Source organism: Deltaproteobacteria bacterium, from assembly GCA_028818775.1.
Taxonomy (GTDB): domain Bacteria; phylum Desulfobacterota; class Binatia; order UBA9968; family JAJDTQ01; genus JAJDTQ01.
On the sequence record JAPPNE010000140.1, the window covers coordinates 14,853 to 34,676 of the forward strand.

At 66.9% G+C, this 19,824-nt stretch carries 18 protein-coding genes; 10 read left to right on the plus strand and 8 right to left on the minus strand.

The features are described from left to right. Positions 1-60 precede the first annotated feature (60 nt). The 5 genes from OXU42_15130 (at position 61) to OXU42_15150 (ending at position 5,942) form a co-directional block, all read left to right on the plus strand. Positions 61-1,209, plus strand: coding sequence for an amidohydrolase (locus tag OXU42_15130; protein MDE0030721.1), 1,149 nt, complete (start codon positions 61-63; stop codon positions 1,207-1,209). 25 nt (positions 1,210-1,234) lie between these two features. Next, positions 1,235-2,008, plus strand: a complete 774-nt coding sequence (locus OXU42_15135) for a dienelactone hydrolase family protein (GenBank protein ID MDE0030722.1) — start codon at positions 1,235-1,237, stop codon at positions 2,006-2,008. Between the two features lie 47 nt (positions 2,009-2,055). Continuing rightward, entirely contained in the window at positions 2,056-2,424 is a 369-nt protein-coding gene (locus OXU42_15140; protein MDE0030723.1) for a VOC family protein, read from the plus strand. 30 nt (positions 2,425-2,454) lie between these two features. Then, the gene (locus OXU42_15145; protein ID MDE0030724.1) at positions 2,455-5,037 is read left to right on the plus strand and encodes a M1 family metallopeptidase; all 2,583 of its coding nucleotides are present in this window, start codon (positions 2,455-2,457) and stop codon (positions 5,035-5,037) included. Positions 5,038-5,099: 62 nt separating this feature from the next. Further along, positions 5,100-5,942, plus strand: a complete 843-nt coding sequence (locus tag OXU42_15150; protein MDE0030725.1) for an alpha/beta fold hydrolase — start codon at positions 5,100-5,102, stop codon at positions 5,940-5,942. An 84-nt stretch (positions 5,943-6,026) separates the two neighbouring features. Here OXU42_15150 and OXU42_15155 read toward each other — a convergent pair whose 3' ends face one another. From OXU42_15155 to OXU42_15165, 3 genes are all read right to left on the minus strand, one after another. Continuing rightward, positions 6,027-6,734 (minus strand): hypothetical protein, encoded by a 708-nt coding sequence (locus tag OXU42_15155; GenBank protein ID MDE0030726.1) that lies wholly within the window; start codon positions 6,732-6,734, stop codon positions 6,027-6,029. 57 nt (positions 6,735-6,791) lie between these two features. Next, complete coding sequence (locus tag OXU42_15160; GenBank protein ID MDE0030727.1) at positions 6,792-7,109, minus strand: antibiotic biosynthesis monooxygenase; 318 nt, start codon at positions 7,107-7,109, stop codon at positions 6,792-6,794. Positions 7,110-7,371: 262 nt separating this feature from the next. Next, the gene (locus OXU42_15165; protein MDE0030728.1) at positions 7,372-9,126 is read right to left on the minus strand and encodes a thiamine pyrophosphate-requiring protein; all 1,755 of its coding nucleotides are present in this window, start codon (positions 9,124-9,126) and stop codon (positions 7,372-7,374) included. Between the two features lie 207 nt (positions 9,127-9,333). Between OXU42_15165 and OXU42_15170 the strand changes: the two genes are divergently transcribed. After that, positions 9,334-9,696: a protocatechuate 3,4-dioxygenase gene (locus OXU42_15170; protein ID MDE0030729.1), complete on the plus strand. Its 363-nt coding sequence runs from the start codon at positions 9,334-9,336 to the stop codon at positions 9,694-9,696. Position 9,697: 1 nt separating this feature from the next. Beyond that, on the plus strand, positions 9,698-10,546 hold the full coding sequence (locus tag OXU42_15175) for a class III extradiol dioxygenase family protein (GenBank protein ID MDE0030730.1): 849 nt from the start codon (positions 9,698-9,700) through the stop codon (positions 10,544-10,546). A 121-nt stretch (positions 10,547-10,667) separates the two neighbouring features. Here the strand turns inward: OXU42_15175 and OXU42_15180 are convergent, their stop codons facing one another. Next, a complete protein-coding gene (locus tag OXU42_15180; GenBank protein MDE0030731.1) occupies positions 10,668-11,468 on the minus strand; it encodes a class II aldolase/adducin family protein in 801 nt (266 codons plus the stop codon). 123 nt (positions 11,469-11,591) lie between these two features. On the opposite strand from OXU42_15180, the gene OXU42_15185 reads away from it, so the two are divergent. Together OXU42_15185 and OXU42_15190 are read left to right on the plus strand one after the other, a co-directional pair. After that, on the plus strand, positions 11,592-13,178 hold the full coding sequence (locus tag OXU42_15185; protein ID MDE0030732.1) for an AMP-binding protein: 1,587 nt from the start codon (positions 11,592-11,594) through the stop codon (positions 13,176-13,178). 20 nt (positions 13,179-13,198) lie between these two features. Beyond that, positions 13,199-15,025: a thiamine pyrophosphate-binding protein gene (locus OXU42_15190; protein ID MDE0030733.1), complete on the plus strand. Its 1,827-nt coding sequence runs from the start codon at positions 13,199-13,201 to the stop codon at positions 15,023-15,025. Positions 15,026-15,089: 64 nt separating this feature from the next. Here the strand turns inward: OXU42_15190 and pcaG are convergent, their stop codons facing one another. Genes pcaG through OXU42_15210 form a run of 4 tightly spaced genes read right to left on the minus strand, consistent with a single transcriptional unit; the run spans position 15,090 to position 18,598 of the window. After that, the gene (gene pcaG / locus OXU42_15195) at positions 15,090-15,674 is read right to left on the minus strand and encodes a protocatechuate 3,4-dioxygenase subunit alpha (GenBank protein MDE0030734.1); all 585 of its coding nucleotides are present in this window, start codon (positions 15,672-15,674) and stop codon (positions 15,090-15,092) included. Positions 15,675-15,677: 3 nt separating this feature from the next. Continuing rightward, complete coding sequence (pcaH, locus tag OXU42_15200) at positions 15,678-16,382, minus strand: protocatechuate 3,4-dioxygenase subunit beta (protein MDE0030735.1); 705 nt, start codon at positions 16,380-16,382, stop codon at positions 15,678-15,680. 27 nt (positions 16,383-16,409) lie between these two features. Beyond that, positions 16,410-17,558: an MFS transporter gene (locus tag OXU42_15205; GenBank protein MDE0030736.1), complete on the minus strand. Its 1,149-nt coding sequence runs from the start codon at positions 17,556-17,558 to the stop codon at positions 16,410-16,412. A 35-nt stretch (positions 17,559-17,593) separates the two neighbouring features. Next, the gene (locus tag OXU42_15210) at positions 17,594-18,598 is read right to left on the minus strand and encodes a hypothetical protein (GenBank protein MDE0030737.1); all 1,005 of its coding nucleotides are present in this window, start codon (positions 18,596-18,598) and stop codon (positions 17,594-17,596) included. 161 nt (positions 18,599-18,759) lie between these two features. Between OXU42_15210 and OXU42_15215 the strand changes: the two genes are divergently transcribed. Further along, a complete protein-coding gene (locus tag OXU42_15215; GenBank protein MDE0030738.1) occupies positions 18,760-19,788 on the plus strand; it encodes a hypothetical protein in 1,029 nt (342 codons plus the stop codon). The last annotated feature ends 36 nt before the right edge of the window (positions 19,789-19,824 follow it).

Below are 19,824 nucleotides of genomic sequence, written 5' to 3' on the forward strand. Positions count from 1 at the left end.
ATACGGGTATTCGGGGAGGCGTTTCGGCGGTTGGCCGGGCAGTGAAGACAGGAGGAAATCATGGCGCTGGCACTCGTGGGCGCCCGCATCATGACCGCGTCCAACGGCGCGATCGACGAGGGCACCCTGCTGATCGAAGGGCGGACCATCGCGGCCGTCGGCGCCGGCGTTCCCACGCCCGAGGGCGCCGAGGTCTGGGACGTGAGCGGTAAGGTCCTCATTCCGGGGATGATCGACGCCCACACCCACCTGGGGCTGTGCCAGGACGGGGTGGGGGCGAGCCAAAGCGATGAGGACGAAGTGGGCGACCCCGTGGTGCCGCACCTGCGCGCCCTGGACGCCATCAACCCCGAGGACGTCGCGTTCCAGGACGCCCTCAGGGGCGGCGTCACCACGGTGGGCGTGATGCCCGGCAGCTACAACGTCATCTGCGGCCAGCCGGCCGCGGTGAAGGTGGTGGGGCGCACGCTGGAGGAGATGCTGGTGCGCGCCCCGGTGGGCATGAAGATCGCCTTCGGCGAACGCCCGAAGCAGGTGTACGGCGGCATGAAGAAGAGCCCGATGACGCGCATGGGCATCGCCGCCATCCTGCGGGAGGGGCTGGTCCGGGCGCAGCACTACGCCGCCAACGGGGACGGCTCGCGGGACCTGCGGCAGGAAGCCATGGTCCCGGTGGTGCGCAAACAGATCCCGCTGCGCGCCCATGCGCACCGGGCCGACGACATCATGACCGCCATCCGCATCGCGCAGGAGTTCGACCTCGACCTGATCATCGAGCACGGCACCGACGGGTACAAGGTGGCCGGGGAACTGGCGGAAGCCGGCGTCGGGGTGGTCCATGGGCCGTGGCTCAAGACCCGCGGCAACCTAGAGCAGTCGGGACGCAGTCCGCATTCGCCGCGCATGCTCATCGAGAGCGGCGTGCTCACGGCCTTTTCCACCGACCACCCGGTGATCCCCATCCAGAACCACCGGATGCAGGGCATGACCGCGGTGGACCACGGGGTGAGCCCCAACGAGGCGCTCAAGGCGCTGACCCTCAACTCCGCGCGGCTCATGGGCATCGACGAGCGGGTGGGAAGCCTGGAGACGGGCAAGGACGCGGACGTGGTGGTGCTGTCGGGTTCGCCCTTTGACGCGGCGACACGGGTGGAAGGCGTCATCGTGAACGGGAGCATTGGCTGGAAAAGCGAGCCGGCGCGCATGTGAGGGCCGCCGGCGAGGGAGAAGAGACATGAAACTTCAGAAAGCGTTCATTTGCACGGCATCCATCGTTTTCGCAATCCTCTTCGCGGCCGCGGCCGTCCACGCGCAGGCCATGAAGATCACCACCGCGGAGGTGGCCTATGTCACGGGCAACGACAAGGTCAAGGGCTACCTCGCCAAGCCCGCGGACAAGAAGGCGCGTCCCGGCCTGATCCTTATCCACGAGTGGTGGGGCCTCAACGACAACATCCGGGAGAACGCGCGTGCGTTCGCCGAGCTGGGCTACGTGGCCCTGGCGGTGGACCTCTACGACGGCGAGATGGCGACGACGCCGGACGGTGCCCGCAAGCTGGCGGGAAGCGTGCGCAAGAACACGGACGCGGCGTTCGCCAACCTGAAGCAGGCCGTGAGCTACCTGAGCGGCCTCAAGGGGGAGGTGGACCCGGCGCGCATCGCCTCGGTGGGCTGGTGCTTCGGCGGCGGCTGGTCCTACCAGATGGCCAAGAACGACCTCGGCGTGAAGGCGTCGGTCATCTACTACGGCCGCTTCAACCCCGCCGACGACCTGAGCCGCATGCGCGCCACGATCCTCGGACACTTCGGCGAGACGGACAGGGGCATCAAGGTGGACAACGTCCGCGAGTTCCAGGCGAAGCTCAAGACCCTCAAGGGCGACCACATGGTCTTCATCTATCCCAACGCGGGGCATGCCTTCGCCAATGCCGACAGCCGCAACTATGACAAGACGGCGGCGGAGACGGCCTGGAAGCGGACCATGGAGTTCTTCCAGAAACACCTGTAGCGTGCCGATCAACCGGACACCACACTAGCCACAGGGAGGAAATCGACATGGCGCGCATCCGTCACATCGCCATACTCACGGACGACAAGGAGAAGCTGGTGGAGTACTACACCGGCGTGTTCGGGCTCAAGGTGGTCAAGGGAGTGGGCACCGCCACCTACCTCTCGGACGGGCACGTGAACCTGGCCATCATCCCCAAGGGCCCGGAGGAGCGGGTCGAGGGACGCGCCCTGGACAGCGGCCTCAACCACATCGGTTTCGAGGTGGACGACGTACAGGCCTTGAAGTCGGTGTCGGACCGGATGGGGGCGGCGGACGACGTGAGGAAGAGGCCGCCCAATCGCGAGGCGGAGTACCGGGTACAGGACCCCGACGGCAACCTCATCGACCTGTCACAGCACGGCTGGCCGGTCTGACAGTGGCATCGCGAGCAGGAGAAGGAGTGCATGGCTGAACAGGAACGGGTGCTGTTGCCCGACGACGTTGAACCCAGGCGTTATGACATAACCCTCAGGCCCGACCTCGAACGTTTCACCTTCGGCGGCAGCGAGACCGTCGACATCGACGTGAAATCGGCCACGCGCCGGATCGTGCTGCATGCCACCGAGCTGGAGCTGCACTCGGTGGCGCTGGAGCGGAACGGGGCGTCGTGCGTGCCGTCGCGCATCGAGTCCGACGAGGAGGAAGAGACGGTCGCGTTCGTATTCGACGCCCGGCTCGATCCGGGGCCGGCGCGACTGCGCATCGAGTTCACCGGACAGCTTAACGACAAGATGCACGGGTTCTACCGCGGCGTCTATCAGGTGGACGGCGAGAAGCGGATCATGGCCGCGACCCAGTTCGAGGCCACGGACGCGCGGCGCGCGTTTCCCTGCTGGGACGAGCCCGCGCGCAAGGCCGTGTTCGCGGTGGCGCTGGTGGTGCCGGAGGACCGGGTGGCGGTGTCGAACATGCCGCCGGCTCACACCGAGACCGGGACGGACCGCCTCAGGACCGTACGCTTCGCCGAGACCCCGGTGATGTCCACGTATCTGCTGGCGTTCATCGTCGGCGAGTTCGATTACGTCGAGACCGAGACCCCCGAAGGCGTCACCGTGCGGGTGTACACGCCGCTGGGACGGCAGGAGCAGGGGCGGTTCGCGCTGGACGTGGCCGCCCGGACGCTCTCCTTCTTCCACGAGTATTTCGGCATCGCCTATCCGCTGCCCAAGATGGACCTGCTGGCCATCCCGGACTTCGCCGCCGGGGCCATGGAGAACTGGGGCGCGGTGACCTATCGCGAGACGGCCATCCTTGTGGACCCCGAGGAGTCTTCGGCGGGGACGCGCCAGCGTGTGGCCATCATCGTCGCGCACGAGCTGGCGCACCAGTGGTTCGGCAACCTGGTCACCATGGAGTGGTGGACCCACCTGTGGCTCAACGAGGGGTTCGCCTCGTGGATCGAGTTCATGGCCGTGGACCACCTGTTCCCCGAGTGGGACATGTGGACGCAGTTCGTCTACACCGACTTCGGCCGCGCCCTGTCCCTGGACGGGCTGAAAAGCTCACATCCCATCGAGATTGAGGTGCAGAGTCCCAAGCAGATCAGCGAGATCTTCGACGGCATCAGCTACAGCAAGGGCGCCTCGGTGATTCGCATGCTGGACGCCTATCTGGGCGCGGACACGTTCCGCAACGGTCTGCGGCGCTACCTCGAGCGGCACCAGTACGGCAACGCCACCACCGAGGACCTGTGGCAGGCCCTGGCGGAGGAGTCCGGACAGCCGGTGAAGCGGATCATGGACACCTGGACCAAGCAGACCGGTTATCCGCTGCTGTCCGTGGACGCCGGCGGGGGAGAGGTGGCGCTGCAACAGACGCGCTTCTTCCTGAGCGGCGTGCCGGATCGAAGCGACCCGAGCCGGTGGTCGGTTCCGTTGGGAATCCGCACGGAGGGGGCCGGCGACACCTTCCAGGTGTTCGAGGGCGAGCGGGCGAACATAGAAGTGAGCGTCGGCCGCGGCGGCTGGCTCAAGGTCAACCCGGACCAGACCGGCTTCTATCGCAGCAACTACAGCGCGGAGTTGTGGGACCGGCTGGGCGCCGCGGTGCAGGCGGGAGAGCTTTCATCGGCCAGGGACCGTCTCGGCCTTGAGAACGACGCCTTTGCCTTGGCCCGCGCCGGCTACCTGGACGCGTCGCGACCGTTGGCGCTGGCGCCGGCCTATCGCAACGAGACGGATTACACGGTGTGGGCGGACCTGTCGGAGAATCTCCGGGCCTACGACGTGCTCCTTTCGGACCAGCCTTGTCACGACTCGTTCCGTTCCTTCGCGCGCAGCCTGTACCAGACGATCTACGGGAGTCTCGGGTGGGACGTCCGGCCGGGTGAGAGCCACTTGACGCGGCTGCTCAGGCCGCTGGTGATCGGCATCCTGGCTCGCTACGCCGACCCGGAGGTGGCCGCCGAAGCCCTGCGCCGGTTCGACGAGGGGACGCGCGCCGGGACGCCGGTGGCGCCGGACGTGCGCGGGGCGGTGTACGGTCTGGTGGTGGAAGGGCGCGGCGCCGAGGGGTACGAAACGGTGCTGCGGGTCTACCGCGAAGCCGAGCTTCACGAAGAGAAGAACCGCTGCCTGCGGGCGTTGGGCTGCAGCACCGACACGGACCTGCTGCGGCGCACGCTGGAGTTCTCCCTGTCGGACGAGGTGCGCGGGCAGGACACCCCGTTGTGCGTGGCCGGTGTCGCCACGAATCCGCTGGGGCGGGACTTGGCATGGGACTTCCTGCGGGAGAAGTGGGGCGAGTTCGACGCCCGCTACGGGCAGGGCGGGTTCATCATCGCGCGCATCGTGTCCATCACCACCGAAGATTTCACCACCCTGGAGAAGGCCGCCGAGGTGGAGGCGTTCTTCGAGGCGCATCCGGCGCCGGCTGCGACGCGCACGATACGCCAGTCCCTGGAACGGATCCGCTCCAACGCGTTGTGGCTGGAGCGGGACGGCGACGCCATCGCCGGCTGGCTCGACGCGTACCGGCCGCCGTCGTGATTCGAGCGCGGCCGGGTCCCACGGCGGCGTGACGCAACCAGAAGCGAAGAAGGAGAGCATTCATGTCAGGAAACGCGGAGCTTCTTTCGTTCACCACGGCCGACGGCGAAACCCTGCACGGGCTCCTGTTCCGCCCGGACGCGTCGCCGCGTCCCGATCTCGCGCTGATCCTGATTCACGGGGTCGCCATGAGCTTCTACACCGGCCCGCTCCCCGTGTTCGCCGAGGCCCTGGCCGGACGCGGCCACCACGCCTTCTCCATCAACTGCCGCGGCCACGACTGGATCGCCCGGGGCGGGGACCTCACGGCTTTCCGCGGCGCCACCTACGAGAACTTCGAGGACTGCGTGCTCGACATCGACGCCGCCATCCACCGGATGAAGGAGGCGGGTTACGCGCGCTTCGTGCTCGTGGGGCACAGCCTGGGCTCGATCAAGTCCCTCTACTACCAGGGTACGCGCCAACGCGACGACGTCGCCGGCGTGATCTCATGCTCCGCCCCGAGGCAGTTCTACTCTGCCAGGGCGGCCGAGGACCCGGAGTTCGAGGCACGCATGGCGGAAGCCGAGCGTCGAATGGCCGGAGGAGAAGGGGAGGAGTACCTGTGGGCGCCGGCCAGCGGCGCCATCGGCCCGTTCACCTACAGGACCTACGTCAGCAAGTACGGGCGCGACGAGACCAACGACGTCCGCCCCCACGCAGCAAGGCTGAACTGCCCGCTGCTCGTGACGGCGGGCGAGATCGAGGCCGCCTACTTCCGTGAACTGGCCCGCGAACTGGCCGACTCCGCCGGACCCGACAACTGCACCTGCATCATCGTCCCCGGCGCCAACCACTTCTACGCGGGTTGCGAGGCATTCATGATCGATGCCCTCGACGGGTGGCTGAAGGAGAAGGTTGGGTAGCGATTCGCTTCCTCATCGTCGTTGCCTTGCGAGTTTTGCCGCAGCCTGTTTCGCGGGAATTACGGGTGCGGACAGGAGCCCGCTTCAAAGCCGTGCCAGCAGCCTGCCGTAACCCTCCACCGGCTCGTTCAGCTTCATCGCCTTGAGCGCGGTCCAGATCCAGGCTTGGGTGTTGGTGACCACGGGCTTGCCGAACTCCTGCTCCAACTGGTCGATGATGGGAGTGATGCGCCACTTGTTGCAGGGCATGTAGAGGCCGTCGACGTCCGGGTGGTCGCGCAGCAACGGACGCGCGACTTCCAGGCCCGACTCCGGCGGCAGCGCCCAGATGACCTTGGAGTTTTCATATGCCAGGCCCCGGTAGGCGGCGACGTGGATGTCGTCGTGTTCGAGGAAGCGGGCCAGCCGGGCATCCTGGTCCTCGGGGAAGGGCGACGCCATCACCACACGCTTCAGACCCAGCTCGCGGCAGGCGTCCACCACCGCTGTTAGGACCGTCGAGGCGGGCACGGGCGTGACCTCACCCACGGCGGCCAGGAGCTGGCGGTCCGAGCCGGGGCCCTTGTAGGACAGGAACAGTTCGCCGGTAACCATGAGGAAGTCGAGAGGGTATTCGGTCAATTCCCGCACCAAGCCAAAGAACTCGCTTTCGGCCCGGGCGAACTCCTCGTCGGTGAACTCGCGCACCCGGAGCCCGCGTCCTTCCACTGTGATATCCGGCGGCAGTATCCGGTAGACGTCCGCGAGCACCTCTTCGCTCATGTTCGGCGATATCAGGCCGATGCGTTTCATGTGAATTCCGCCTTCGAAAAGCCGCCGCCCCACTTGTCGGGCGACGGCACTTCCCGCTTATACGTTGCCCAATGACAGGAGCGACAGCGACGTCACCTCGAAGTCCTTGACCCAGTACTCGCCGGTGTACATGCCTTCGGCGCCCTTGGCGATGTTGGCCCGGGCCGGACTGGTGACGTAGTTCTGCATGTCTTCCTTGGTTTCCCAGAAGGTGAGGGATATCCCTTCGTCCGGATTCTCGGAACTCCGGAGCAGTTGGCGGCCGCGAAAGCCCGGCATGTTCGCGGTGGCGGGCACCACCACCTCGTTGTAGTACCGCTCGTATTCCGTCCATTTCCCGAGTCGAAGCTTGCCCCAGAAAATTCGGCAGACCATGGGTTCCTCCTGACAGAAGCGATTTGAACAGGCCGCGGGTTGCGAGAACCGCACGGCCGGCTCAGTCTTTCGGTATTGTAGACCTGAAGCCCCGCGGCTCGCAATCCGCCCGCTCAAAGAGGCGGGATGATGCCGCCGCGATGCTGGCGACCAGGGCATGGACAGGATGCATCCGCGCTTCCGTCACAAGGTAGGCCACGATGAAGAGCGGCGGGACCACGAACATCCCCAGCAGAAACGGCGAGCGTGTGTTTGTTCCGGCTCAGCCGGCCGGGTTGCGGCAAATCACGTTCAGAAGGGCTTGGCGCCCCTCCTCCTTGACGGCCTTGAGGCCGCGCTGCAGGGCGGAGGGGAGGTCCGCCGGGTCGTCCACGCGTTCGGCGTAGGCGCCGCATGCCTGGGCGGTAAGCTCGAATTGCGGCGACGGCGACAGGTCCGTGCCCGGGAAGTTCCCGCTCTGGTGGGCGACGCCGTCGGGATACAACTCGCGCACCGTGCTGAGCGTCGCGTTCCATGCCTGGTTGTTGTAGATGACGGTGAGGAACGGCACTTGGTACTTCTGCGCGGTGAAGTGGCAGGCGGTGGGGACGCAGAACATGTAGGAGCCGTCGCCTTCGCAGGCGATGACCGTGTGGTCCGGCGCGGCCAGCTTGGCGCCGATGGCGGCGCCCATGCCCCATCCCAGGTGCCCGGCGGGTGCCTGGTCGAAGAACGATCCGGGCCGTTCCAGTCCCAGCACCGGCCCCAGCGGTGAGGTCACGGCCTCGCCCATGACGATGGTCTTTTCGTCCACCACGTCGGCGATGCAGCGCGACACCCACAGGGGATGGATGGGGCGCTCGTCCTTTACCTTCTCGATGCGGGCGGCGAGTTCCGCCCGGTTGCTGTCGTGAACCGCGTTGATGCGGCTCCGCCGCTCGTCGACGCGTTTCCGTAGCGCCTCCGAGCCGTCGAGCCCCTCCCGGATCAGGCCGTTCAGCACCGGCAGCGTCACGTCCGACGATCCGGTCATGGCGTGGTCCACCGGGAAGCCCCACACAGGGATGGAGGAGAACAGCGGGTCCACTTCCAGTTGCAGCACCGTGGCGTCGGGCCGCAGGTTGTCCCGGGTCGCCGGCGTCCACGGCACGTCGACGTCGATGAGAAAGACCACGTCCGCCCCCTTCACGTGGGCGGCGACGTCGTGGCCGGCATGGCACGGGTGGCTCGACGGGAAGTTCATGTAGGGCGACTGCGGATGCTGCACCACGGGAACAGCCAGCAGGTCCGCCAGCTCCACCAGCGGCGCCACCGCCGCGGGGGTCTTGCCGACGTAGCGCGTCACGATCACCGGGTCGGACGCGCCCATGAGGATCTCCGCCGCCCGCTCAAGGTCCCCCACGGGGGTCTGGATCTTGCTCGGCGGCTCGAACACCTCCGCGGACACACGAGTCGTCTCCATGGACTCGTACAGCCACTCGCGCGGCAGCGACAGGTACACCGGTCCGCGCGGCTCGGCCATGGCGATCTTGAAGGCGCGCGGGACGATGGCGCCGAGCTGCTCGTTGGCGCGGTTCTCGAAATCCCACTTCACGAACTCGCGCACGATGCTGCCCTGGTCCCGGGATTCCTGGCGCCAGTGGATGTGGCGGCTCTTGCCGCCCGCCACCTCGCCCTCGGTCACCGGGGTGCGTCCGGCCACGAACAGCATCGGCACTTGGCATGCCTTGGCGTTCATGAGCCCGCCCAGGCCGTTGGCGGTGCCGGGCAGGGTGTGCACCAGCACCACCTGCGGCTTGCCCGACGCGCAGTAGTAGCCGTGGGCCATGGACACCGCGGCCTGCTCGTGGGGCACGACCACGATCTCCGCTCCCTTGGACTCGCTGCGGTGCATCTTGGCCAGCGCCTCCAGGATCGGGCCGTGGTCCGTCCCGGTATTGGCGAAGATGTAGTCGACGTCGGGATTGGCGTTAAGCTGCGCCAGAAAGGCTTCGGCCCCGTTGGCCACGGTCACGTCTTCGAATTGAGGTCCCGGCATGTTCGCATTCTCCGTGTGTTGTGGGGGTCACCAAGAGGGCGCAAGTCCGCAGACTTAACAACCGTCTCGTCGGCATGTCAAGTCAACGTTCGAACGAAGCAATGCTCCAACGGTCGAACCCAGGAAGCGGAGTTGACCGGCCACACGAAGCATTTTAAGCTCGGTGTTCACATGGGCGAAACAGACTGTTTCGGGGAGGACGCGGCCATGAGCGAGTCTCGGGAGGATTCGGCGAAGATCGAGGGCACCTACGTGTTCGACGGAGCTCAGTCGCGCAAGGGCTACCGTCTCAACAAGTTCTTCTTCTCCCTCAACGAGGCCGAGAACCGTGCGGCCTACAAGGAGGATGCCGAGGCGCTCATGGACCGCTTCGGCCTGTCCGAGTGGGAGAAGGAGAAGTTGCGGGAGAAGGACTGGCTGGCGCTGGCGCGCGAGGGCGGCGCCAACATCTACTTCATGTACAAGATGGGCTCGGTGACGGGCGACAGCCTGCAGCACATCGGCGCGGCGTTCCGCGGCGAGACGCTGGAGGAGTTCCTGAGCACGCGCAAGGTGAAGGGGGCGAGGTAGCATGGGCAGGATCGTTGCAGGGATCGGGTCGTCGCACGTGCCCGCGGCGGGAGCGGCGTTCGACCAGGGCAAGCAGGACGCTCCGGAGTGGAAGCCGCTGTTCGACGGCTACCGGCCGGCCATGGACTGGCTGCGGGAGGCCCGCGTCGACGTGGCCGTCTTCATCTACAACGACCACGGCTCGGACTTCTTCTTTGACAAGTACCCGACCTTCGCCATGGGGGTGGCCGGGAGCTATGCGCCGGCGGACGAGGGCTGGGGCCCGCGCCCGCTGGCGCCGGTTCCGGGCGATCCCGAGTTCTCCTGGCACATGGCCGAGTCGCTGATCCGGGAAAGCGAGTTCGATATGACCGTGTGCCAGGAGCTGTCCGTCGACCACGGGCTGCTCACGCCGCTGCCGATGCTCTGGGCGCACGAGCCGCAATGGGACATCCGGGTGGTGCCCGTGGCGGTCAACGTCGTGCAGCACCCGCTGCCCACGGCGCGCCGTTTGTGGAAGCTGGGGCGGGCGCTGCGCACCGCGGTGGAGAGCTATCCCAGGGACATCCGCGTGGCGGTCCTGGGTACCGGCGGGCTGTCGCATCAGCTCCACGGGGAGCGCTTCGGCTTCCGCAACGAGGAGTGGGACCGCAGCTTCATGGAGCGCATCGTGAGCCGGCCCGAGGAGCTGGTGGAGCTGTCGCACCATGACTACATGGTGCAGGGGGGCGCCGAGGCGGTGGAGATGATCATGTGGCTGGGCATGCGCGGCGCCATGTCGCCGGAAGTGCGGCTGGTGCACCAGAACTACTACGCACCCATGCTGACGGGCATGGGCCTGCTGCTCCTGGAAGACACCGCGAATTCGTGAACATGGAGCGCGATCGGGTAGCAACGGACGCGCTCCGGGTGACGCTCCTGGTTACAGGCAGGCCCAAGCCGCAGCCGGGACACACGAGCCCGGCCACGTTGGTGGAGGCCGATCCCGTTTACTATCCATTATAATTCCCTTCTCGTTCTTCCGCGGGCAACCCCACCGTATCCGCCACGCGCTGAGCGTAGTGGTTCCAGGTCCACTCGTAGACCTTCGACACGGCGGCCTGAAGGCCTCCCTCCACCACGAAGGCGAAGGCATCCAGGTCCGCCTGGGAGAGGGTAGGCGGGCGAGCACCGCCGGTGGCGCGGGCGGCGTCCAGGGTGACCCTGGCCAGGGTTTCCAGGCGTATGCCCAGCAGGGTCACGGCTTCCACGGTAGGGCCGATGACGGTGAGGCCGTGGCCGCGCATCAGGCAGCAGTCCCGGTCGCCCATGGTGGCGATCAGGTCGGCCGCCAGCTCCGGGCTGTCGATGAGCACCGATCTGGGATAGAGCGGGATCCCCTGAATCGCGGCGCTCAGACTCAAGGGGTCGTAGCAGCCGTAGATGGGCCGAAGCGGGAGCCCGGCGATAGTGGCGACGAGGCAGTGGTACGGATGGGCGTGCAGCACGGCCCGGGCCTCGGGGCGCGCCTTGTACAGCTCGCCGTGGATCGGCAGCTCGATGGGCAGACGGTATCCGTCCACCTGTTCCACGGTGCGGTCGAAACCGACCCGGCGCACGTGGTGCACGTCGGTGTACAGCAGCCCCTTTTCCGGCGCGGTCTCGTCGCCACCGAGGCAGCGGAGGAACATCTCGTCCGAGTCGGGAATACGCACCGACAGGTGTCCGAGAATGTCGCCGAGGCAGCCCTGGCTGGCCAGAATGCGGGTCCCCAGCGCGACCTTGCGCCGGAGGGTCAGCAGCGATGCGTCCATAACCGTCCTTTCGCTTCGCCGGTTTCGTCCGGCCGCATATGCTCACGTGTAAACCGCCTGCGCCCCGGAGTGTCAACCCGCAATTGAAACCACTGCGGCCTTCATCTATGGTCAGGCTGTTTCATGACCGCTTACGTCACCATCCACGAGTTGCTGTCCCACCAGGTCGCTGAGCGGCCGGACCGTCCTTGCCTGATTTACGAAGACCGGCAGTGGAGCTACGCGGAGTTGGCCGCGGAAGTGGAGCGGGTGGCGCACGCGTTCGCGGCTCTCGGGCTCCGGCCCGGGCAGCGTGTCGCCATCCTGCTGCCCAATTGTTCGGAGTTCCTCTGCGCGGTGTTCGCCATGGCCCGCACCGGCGGCGTGTTCGTGCCCCTCAACACGGCACAGACCGCGGACGAGCTTCAGTACCTCCTGTCCCACTCCGAAGCACGCTGCCTGCTGACCGCCGATGCCTTCATGCCGCTCATCCAGGGCATCCGCGGGGATTGTCCTAAGCTGGAGCAGGTGATCACGCTCGATCCCCCCGGCGGGAGCGGCGTCCTGGGCTGGGACGAATTCATCCGCGGCGCCGAGCGCCGCCCGGCGCTCACGGAAGTCTCGCCCGAGGACATGGCGTCCATCATCTACACGTCCGGCACCACGGACCGGCCCAAGGGCGTGATGCTCAAGCACTCCGCCTTCGCCTTCGCCCCGAGCCACCGCGCGCGGGCGCTGGGCTGGACCGGTGACGATCGGGTGCTGGTGGTGATGCCGCTGTTCCACGTCAACGCGCTGTGCCACATGACCCTCGCGATGATGTCCGTGGGCGGCGGCGTGGTGCTGAAGGATCGGTTCAGCGCGTCGCGTTTCTGGGACGACGTAAAGCGCCACGGCGTCACCACCTCGAGCATCATGCAGACGATTCCGCGTATCCTGCTGAACCTGCCGCCGGACCCGGCGGACGCGGATACGCCGTTGCGGCAGGCAATGGCGCTCTTGCCGCCCGACGTGCACCTGGAGTTCGAGCGGCGTTTCGGCGTCACCGCCATCCCCACCTACAGCCTCACCGAGGACCTGCTGAGCGTTCTCGGGCCCTTGGACGTGTCGCGCCGGAAGCTCGGCAGTTGCGGCGTGCCCATCGCTCCGGAGGTGCACCGGGTGCGCATCGTGAACGAGGAAGGGGAGAACTGCGCGCCCGGCGAATTCGGGGAGATCGTCAAGCAGAGTCCGGCGGTGATGATGGGCTACTACAAGAACCCCGACGCCACCGCCGCGGCCCTTCGCGACGGCTGGCTCCACACCGGTGACCTGGGCTACCTGGACGAGGACGGTTTCCTGTACTTCGTCGACCGCAAGAAGGACATCATCAAGCGCGGCGGCGAGAACATCGCCTCGGCCGAGGTGGAGCGCGTGCTCAACTCCCACCCGCTCATTGCCGAGTCCGCCGCGGTCGCGGTGCCGGACATCATTCGCCAGGAGGAAGTGAAGGCGTGCATCGTGCTGGCCGCCAACGCCTCCCCTGAGGACCTGCCGCCGGAACGGCTATGGGAGTTCTGCGCCGATCACTTGGCGGCCTTCAAGATACCGCGCTATCTCGACTACCGGCCGGAACTTCCCAAGACGCCGAGTTCGAAGGTGCAGAAGAACCTTCTTCGGGACGAGGGCGTGGGGCCGGAGGTGGCGGACAGGACCGCCTTGACAAATATCACCGGCGCGGCCAAAAGATGAGGTCAAAGGAGGGACATACAGTGGCAAGACGCAGCACAAGTACGGCATTGAAGCACCGTCCGGAGGACCTGGGGACCCCCAGGATGCGCTGGGGCAGCGACGTCGTCGCGGCGGTGGCGCGCGAACTCGACTTCAAGTACATCGCGCTGGTTCCTGGGGCCAGCTACCGAGGTTTCCACGACAGCCTGGTGAACTTCCTGGGCAATGAGAACCCGCAGATGGTCACGTGCCTGCACGAGGAACACGCGGTGTCCATCGCGGACGGCTACGGCAAGGCCACGGACGAACCCATGGCGGTGGCGCTGCACTCGAACGTGGGGCTGATGCATGCCACCATGACCATCTTCAATGCCTGGTGCGACCGGACGCCCATGGTCATCTTCGGCGCCACGGGTCCGGTGGACGCGCACAAGCGGCGTCCCTGGATCGACTGGATCCACACCGCCGCGGACCAAGGCGCGATCATCCGGAACTACATCAAGTGGGACGACCAACCGGCGTCGCCGCAGGCGGCCGTCGAGTCGGTGCTGCGGGCCAATCAGATCGCCCGCACCGCCCCCTTCGGGCCGGTCTACGTTTGCCTTGACGTGGGTCTGCAGGAGGAGTCGCTGCACGAGGACGTGCGCATCCCGGACGCCTCGCGGTATGCGGCGCCGAAGGCCCCCTTCGCACCCTCGGCCGTGGTCAAGCAGGCGCGGGAAGTCCTCAAGAAGGCCAAGTTCCCGGTCATCCTCATGGGACGGATGTCCCGCGGCCAAGCCGACTGGGATCGCCGCGTCAAGCTCGCGGAGGCCCTGAACGCCCCGGTGCTCACCAGCTCCAACGACCCCTCGTCCTTTCCCACCACCCATCCGTTGCACTTGGCCGCGCCGGCACTGCGTCCGTCGAAGCAGGCCGTGGCGCTGGTCAAGAAGGCGGATGTCATCCTCAGTCTCGACTGGCTGGACCTGGCCGGGTATCTGCGCGGTTGCCTGGGGGCATCGCAGACACAGACGCCGGCCGACAAGACCATCATCCACTGCTCCATGGACACCTATCGCACCAACGGCTGGAGCATGGACCACCAGGCGCTGCCCGCCGCGGACATCCCGGTGGCGGCATGCCCGGACACCCTCGTGGAACAGATGCTGGAGGGTTTCGGCCGCAAGCGGCCCGCCGCGGGGTTGAAGGCCATCACCCACTGGACGCGCACCCCTGTCGGCCGGGCACGGCCCAAGGAGGGCGTCCCCATGACGTTGATGGACATGGCGCTGACGGTGCGGGAGTTCGCCCGCAGCCGGCCCGTGAGCTTCGCGCGCCTGCCCATCGGCTGGCCCGGCGAGGCCGCGGAGTTCAGCGGTCCGTTGAGTTTCATGGGCAACGACGGCGGCGGCGGCGTGGGCAGCGGCCCCGGCCATGCCGTCGGCACCGCGCTGGCCCTCCAGGGCAAGGGCCGCCTGGTCACGGGTGTCCTGGGCGACGGCGACTATCTGATGGGCTGCAACGCGCTCTGGACCGCCACGCACATGGATCTGCCGCTGCTCATCGTCATCGCGGACAACCGCTCCTACTACAACGACGAGATGCACCAGGAACGGGTCGCGGTGATGCGCGAGCGGCCGGTGCAGAACCGCTGGATCGGGCAACGGCTGGACGATCCGCCCGTGGACCTCATCGCCATGGGACGGGCCCAGGGCTTCGACGGCGAGGCGCCGGTGTCCACCGCCGAGGACTTGGCCGCCGCCCTGGAGCGGGGCGCCCAAGTGGTGTCCAAGGGGGGCCGCTACGTCATCGACGCCTTGGTGGAACCGGGCTATGCCGACACCGGCGCCGACCAGCGCGCGGACATGAGCAAGAAGAAGAAGTGACGCGGGGACCGCAACTTTTCGCCGTTCGTCCTGAGCGTAGCGAAGCGAAGTCGAAGGACGCCATCTACACGTCGAAGAACACGGTTTCACGCGGACCCTGCAGGCGGATCTCGAAGTCGTAGACCGGCGGTGCGCCGCCGGATGCGCGCGGGACCGCCAGCAGGGTCTCGCGCCGCCCGGCCTCGGTGATGGTCCGCAGGACCGGGTCCCGGTCATTGGCGGCTGTTTCGTCCGCGAAGTACATCCGCGTCACCAGTTGCTTCAGCAGGCCGCGCGCGAACACCGACAGGGAGATGTGCGGCGCCTGCACCGTCTCCTCGGGTCCGGGCACGCCCCCCGGCTTGACCGTGACGATGTTGAAACGGCCGTCGCCGTCGGTGATGGCGCGGCCGAATCCCTGGAACCCCGCCACCAGCGGCACCTCCCGCGTGTCCTCGGCGTGCGCGTAGCGGCCGTGGACGTTGGCCTGCCACACCTCGATGACGCAGTCGTCCACGGGCTGGCCGGCGCCGTCGACGATGCGTCCCTGAATGCGGATGGCGCCGGCATCGTCCGTCGCCGCCAGTTCCGCGCCGCCTTCCCACGGCACCATGATGCGGTGAAACGGACCGATGGTCTGGGAGGGAGTGGTTCCATGCCGGCCTGACACGATTCAACCCTCCATCGGCGTGGCGTCCCGGCCCCGCAACACGATGTCGAACTCGTAGGCGAGGGCCCACTCCGGTTCGGTCTTCTCGAGGTCGAGCCTGCACACCAGCCGTTGCCTCGCCCCGGCGTCGGCGGTCGAATTGAAGATGGGATCGCAGTCGAGCAGCGGATCCCCCGGGAAATACATCTGCGTGATCAAGCGCGTGACGAACGCGGTGCCGAAGAGCGAGAGGTGGATGTGCGCCGGGCGCCAGGCGTTGGGGTCGTTGCCCCAGGGATACGCCGCCGGCTTGATGGTCACGAAACGGTAACGGCCCTCCGTGTCGGTGGCGCAGCGTCCGCCACCGCTGAAGTTGGGGTCGAGCGGGGCGGGGTGGTTGTCGGCGTCGTGGCGGTAGCGGCCCGCCGAGTTGGCCTGCCAGATCTCCATGAGGGCATCCGGCAACGGTCTGCCGTGGGTGTCCATGACCCGCCCATGGACGATGATGCGCTCGCCCAGGGGCTCCCCTTCGTGCTGCCGGGTGAGGTCGTGGTCCAACGGACCGACCTTCTCGTGGCCGTACACCGGTCCGGTGATTTCCGACAGCGTGTGCGGCAACGGCACCAGGGGCCGCTTGGGCGCCCGCAGCACCGTGGAGCGGTAGTCGGGGTAGAGGTAGGGCGGCTGTTCCGCCGCTGGGTCGCGCTTGTATCCGGTCGGCTGATCCATGTTGCTCCTCGCTTTTTCCAAGACGAATTACGCCGTATGCCGGGCCTTGTAAAGCAGCGCCAGAAAAGCCCCTGCAAGGGTGAGGGCCCCGACCCAGACGAAGCCCATGTCGAAGGCGCCCAGGTCGCCGCACAGGCCCAGGAACCAGGGGGTGGCGCCGCCGCCGATGACGAACGCCATGGGGACCACAAGGGACACGGCGGTGCCGCGGGTCTGCATGTCGCCCAGGGTGGACAGGGCGGTAAAGCCCGCGGGGAAGAAGCCCACTGCCACCATGGGCTGGATGAAGACGGCCACCGTCACCCAGGAATCCGGGACCAGCCCCACGAGGGCCACGGTGACGCTGCTCAGGGCCAGCGTTGTTGACAGGGTGCGGCGGACGCCGAAACGGTCCGCCGCCCATCCTGCCACCAGGGCCAGGACCGGACAGGCGCCCCGGGAAAGCCCCACCAGCGTGTTGGCCCAGCCTTCCCCCAGGCCGCGTTCCGACACCAGGTAGAGGGGGAGCATCGTGAACACGCCCAGGGTGATGGCGACTCCCAGGATGAAGAGCGCGAGGATGATCCACAGCATGGGGTCCTTCAGGAACCGCCGGATCACGGCCGGGACCGGGGGTTCGCCGGCGAACCTGCCGCCGCGGCCGAGTACGGCGTAGAGCCCGCTGGCCAGGAAGTTGACGAGGCCGAAGTAGAACAGGATGGCCCGCCAGGAGAGACTTCTGAGCAGCAGCTCACCGAGCAACGGCACGATGACGAAGCTCGTGTTGGGCGCCAGCTCGTGGATGGAGATGGCCTTGCCCCAGTGGGGACGGGTAACCAGCGAGGTGATGGTGGCGATGGCCGACGGAAGGTATAGGCCGGCCCCGAGGCCCATGGCGAAGAGTCCGAGCCGGATGCCCGTCAAGGTGGAGGCTTGGGCCACCGCGAGGGTCGATAGTCCCAGAAGCGCGAAGGACAGCACGATGGTCCGGTGGTGCAGCAAGCGGGCGGATACGTAACCGGCCCCGGACATGGCGGTCAAGTACCCGGCGGAGATGAACAGGAAGAACATGCCGGCCTGGGCGTGGGTGATGCCGAGATCCGCCTCCACCGTCGGCAGCAGCGGCGCCAGGATGACGCGACCGGTGAAGTTCAGCAGGAAGATCACCGCCATCAGCAGCACGGCGGGAGCCTGCATGCGGAAGTCGGCGTCGATGGAGGTGCGCGGGAGGCCTATGGCCGGCCTCCGTCCTTGAGCGTTGCTCCGGTGTCGTTGCCGGCCGAGGTGCGGGGAATCGGTTTCCAGTAGGCGAAGCCCATGCCGCAGCCCGTGCCCGCGGGCGAACGGTATCCGGGAACGTAGTCCACCAGCGTCATTTCCATGGGCTCGGCGAACCCGCCCAGGGCGATCCAGTTGAGGATCTCGGAAGTGCCGCTCCTGAGCTTCTCGCGCGGAAGCCCACGGAGCGCGCCGGCGTCCTTGTCGGCCAGGGCCTTCAGCATGGCCTGGTCGATGTCTTCGTCGACCACGAAGTGGCTCAGGCCGCCGGAGGCCATGACGGCCACCCGGGCGTCCGAGTCCCACGACTCGATGGCCTCGCGGACGCATTGCCCCAGCGCGTAGCAGCGTCCCGGCGTCGGCTGGTTGGGCGGGTAGTAGGTATTGACCATCACCGGCACCATGGGCAGCGTGCTTCCGGGGAGGAGGCGGCGGTACAAGAAGCTGAACGCGTGCCCGATGCCCTCGCGCAGCCGGTTGGTCCGGGCGATGTCGAAATCGTGGTCCGAGAGCCAGGCAATCAGGTGCTCGGCCAGCTCCGTGTGGTTGCAATAGAGCGGCGCGGTCTCCGCCCAGCCCCGCTGCTCGGACTTCTTCCACTCGGGCAGCGGTCCGGTGCGCGGCGCGATGGTCATGTCCGGCCCGTGGTAGACCGCGAAGGTCGGCATGTTGTCGTCGAGGAACTGTTCGTGCTGGTCGTCGCCGAAGGCGACCACCACGTCCGCGCGCGCTTCCCGGAGCGTGTCGCCCAGCACCTTCAGTGCGTCCTGACACGCCTGGAACCGCTCCCGGTACTTTTCCGGCGTGATCTCACGGCCGATGTCCGCTTTCGCCGCGGCCGTCAGCGCCGGGTAGTCGAGGGTCGGATCGGTCTCGTCCTTGGTCTGCAGCAGGCGCCAGTCGGTGACGCTCAATTGCGGGGTGTGAGAGGTAGCGAGCGCCAGGACGATCCTTGCCATGGCGCCCTTTGTACCAGATGCAAGACGCCATGGCACCATTTGGCGGTAGTGTCGCGGTTTGCGGACCGGGACACCAACCTTTGGGCCGGCCGCTTGACACTCCCGGAGGTCCGGGGATACATTCGCGCGGTGCGAGAAAACAACCCTATCAGGAGGTGCAGATGAGATTCTTTACGGCCATGGCCGCCTTGCTGCTGGCTGTCGTGATATCCGGCCCGGTGCATGGGGCGGACGATTTTTACAAGGGCAAGAAGATCCGTCTGATCGTGTCGTCGAGCCCGGGCGGCGGCAACGACACCTACTCCCGGCTCATCGCGCGGCACATCCCCCGGCACATTCCGGGCAATCCCACCGTCATCGTCCAGAACATGCCCGGTGCCGGCGGAATCATGGCCGCGGACTACCTTTACCGGAAGGCCAAGCGGGACGGCACGGTGTTGGAGCAGATCAACTGGGGCGTGTGGTTCCACCAGGTCGTCGGGTCCAAGCGGGCGCGCTTCGACTTCAACAAGATCAACGCCGTCGGCGTCGCCGCCATCGAGAGCGCGATCCTCTTCACCCGCAAGTCCGAGTTTCCCGATTGGAAGTCCGTGCTGGCCTCCAAGAAGCTGATCACCAGCGGAAACAGCGGACGTCAATCCCTGGGCTACACCATGGGCAAGGTGATGGAAGTGATAGAAGGGAGGCGGATCTTCGACTACGTCTTCGGTTATCCGGGCGCGCGGCAGTACAGTCTCGCGTTTCGCCAGGGTGAGGTCCAGTCGTCCGGAAACACCCCGGGCTCGTTCGCCGATCAGCTCGGCGACATGTGGGACGAAGGCAAGGTCGCCATGCTGGCGCAGGCACCGACGCCCGAAGGCGGCAGGACCAAGGAGTTCCCGGATACGCCCACGTTGCTGGAATACGCCAAGACCGACGCGCATCGTGAAGTGATAAAGGTCGCCTTCGATCTCACCCACTACGGCCGTCCGTATGCGCTTCCCCCGGGCGTGCCCAAGGACCGTGTCCAGATCATGCGCGATGCCTTCGACGCGACCATGAAGGACCCGAAGTTCCTGGCCGAGGCCAAGAGGATCAAGCGGGTCATCATTCCGTCCACCGGCGCAAAACTCCAGCAACTCTGGAAGAACGTTCTCAACGCGTCCCCCGAGAACCTGGCCATCTTCAAGGAGATATTCGGCGAATCGTAGTGCCGGACCGGGCAGGCGGGGGCTCCGTGTGCTGGG

What these genes read in the sequence shown, in the direction of transcription:
- OXU42_15130 (MDE0030721.1), top strand. Translation starts at nt 61, where the DNA reads ATGGCGCTGGCACTCGTGGGCGCCCGCATCATGACCGCGTCCAACGGC.
- OXU42_15135 (MDE0030722.1), top strand. Translation starts at nt 1,235, where the DNA reads ATGAAACTTCAGAAAGCGTTCATTTGCACGGCATCCATCGTTTTCGCA.
- OXU42_15140 (MDE0030723.1), top strand. Translation starts at nt 2,056, where the DNA reads ATGGCGCGCATCCGTCACATCGCCATACTCACGGACGACAAGGAGAAG.
- OXU42_15145 (MDE0030724.1), top strand. Translation starts at nt 2,455, where the DNA reads ATGGCTGAACAGGAACGGGTGCTGTTGCCCGACGACGTTGAACCCAGG.
- OXU42_15150 (MDE0030725.1), top strand. Translation starts at nt 5,100, where the DNA reads ATGTCAGGAAACGCGGAGCTTCTTTCGTTCACCACGGCCGACGGCGAA.
- OXU42_15155 (MDE0030726.1), bottom strand. Translation starts at nt 6,734, where the DNA reads ATGAAACGCATCGGCCTGATATCGCCGAACATGAGCGAAGAGGTGCTC.
- OXU42_15160 (MDE0030727.1), bottom strand. Translation starts at nt 7,109, where the DNA reads ATGGTCTGCCGAATTTTCTGGGGCAAGCTTCGACTCGGGAAATGGACG.
- OXU42_15165 (MDE0030728.1), bottom strand. Translation starts at nt 9,126, where the DNA reads ATGCCGGGACCTCAATTCGAAGACGTGACCGTGGCCAACGGGGCCGAA.
- OXU42_15170 (MDE0030729.1), top strand. Translation starts at nt 9,334, where the DNA reads ATGAGCGAGTCTCGGGAGGATTCGGCGAAGATCGAGGGCACCTACGTG.
- OXU42_15175 (MDE0030730.1), top strand. Translation starts at nt 9,698, where the DNA reads ATGGGCAGGATCGTTGCAGGGATCGGGTCGTCGCACGTGCCCGCGGCG.
- OXU42_15180 (MDE0030731.1), bottom strand. Translation starts at nt 11,468, where the DNA reads ATGGACGCATCGCTGCTGACCCTCCGGCGCAAGGTCGCGCTGGGGACC.
- OXU42_15185 (MDE0030732.1), top strand. Translation starts at nt 11,592, where the DNA reads ATGACCGCTTACGTCACCATCCACGAGTTGCTGTCCCACCAGGTCGCT.
- pcaH (MDE0030735.1), bottom strand. Translation starts at nt 16,382, where the DNA reads ATGGATCAGCCGACCGGATACAAGCGCGACCCAGCGGCGGAACAGCCG.
- OXU42_15205 (MDE0030736.1), bottom strand. Translation starts at nt 17,558, where the DNA reads ATGCAGGCTCCCGCCGTGCTGCTGATGGCGGTGATCTTCCTGCTGAAC.
- OXU42_15210 (MDE0030737.1), bottom strand. Translation starts at nt 18,598, where the DNA reads ATGGCAAGGATCGTCCTGGCGCTCGCTACCTCTCACACCCCGCAATTG.
- OXU42_15215 (MDE0030738.1), top strand. Translation starts at nt 18,760, where the DNA reads ATGAGATTCTTTACGGCCATGGCCGCCTTGCTGCTGGCTGTCGTGATA.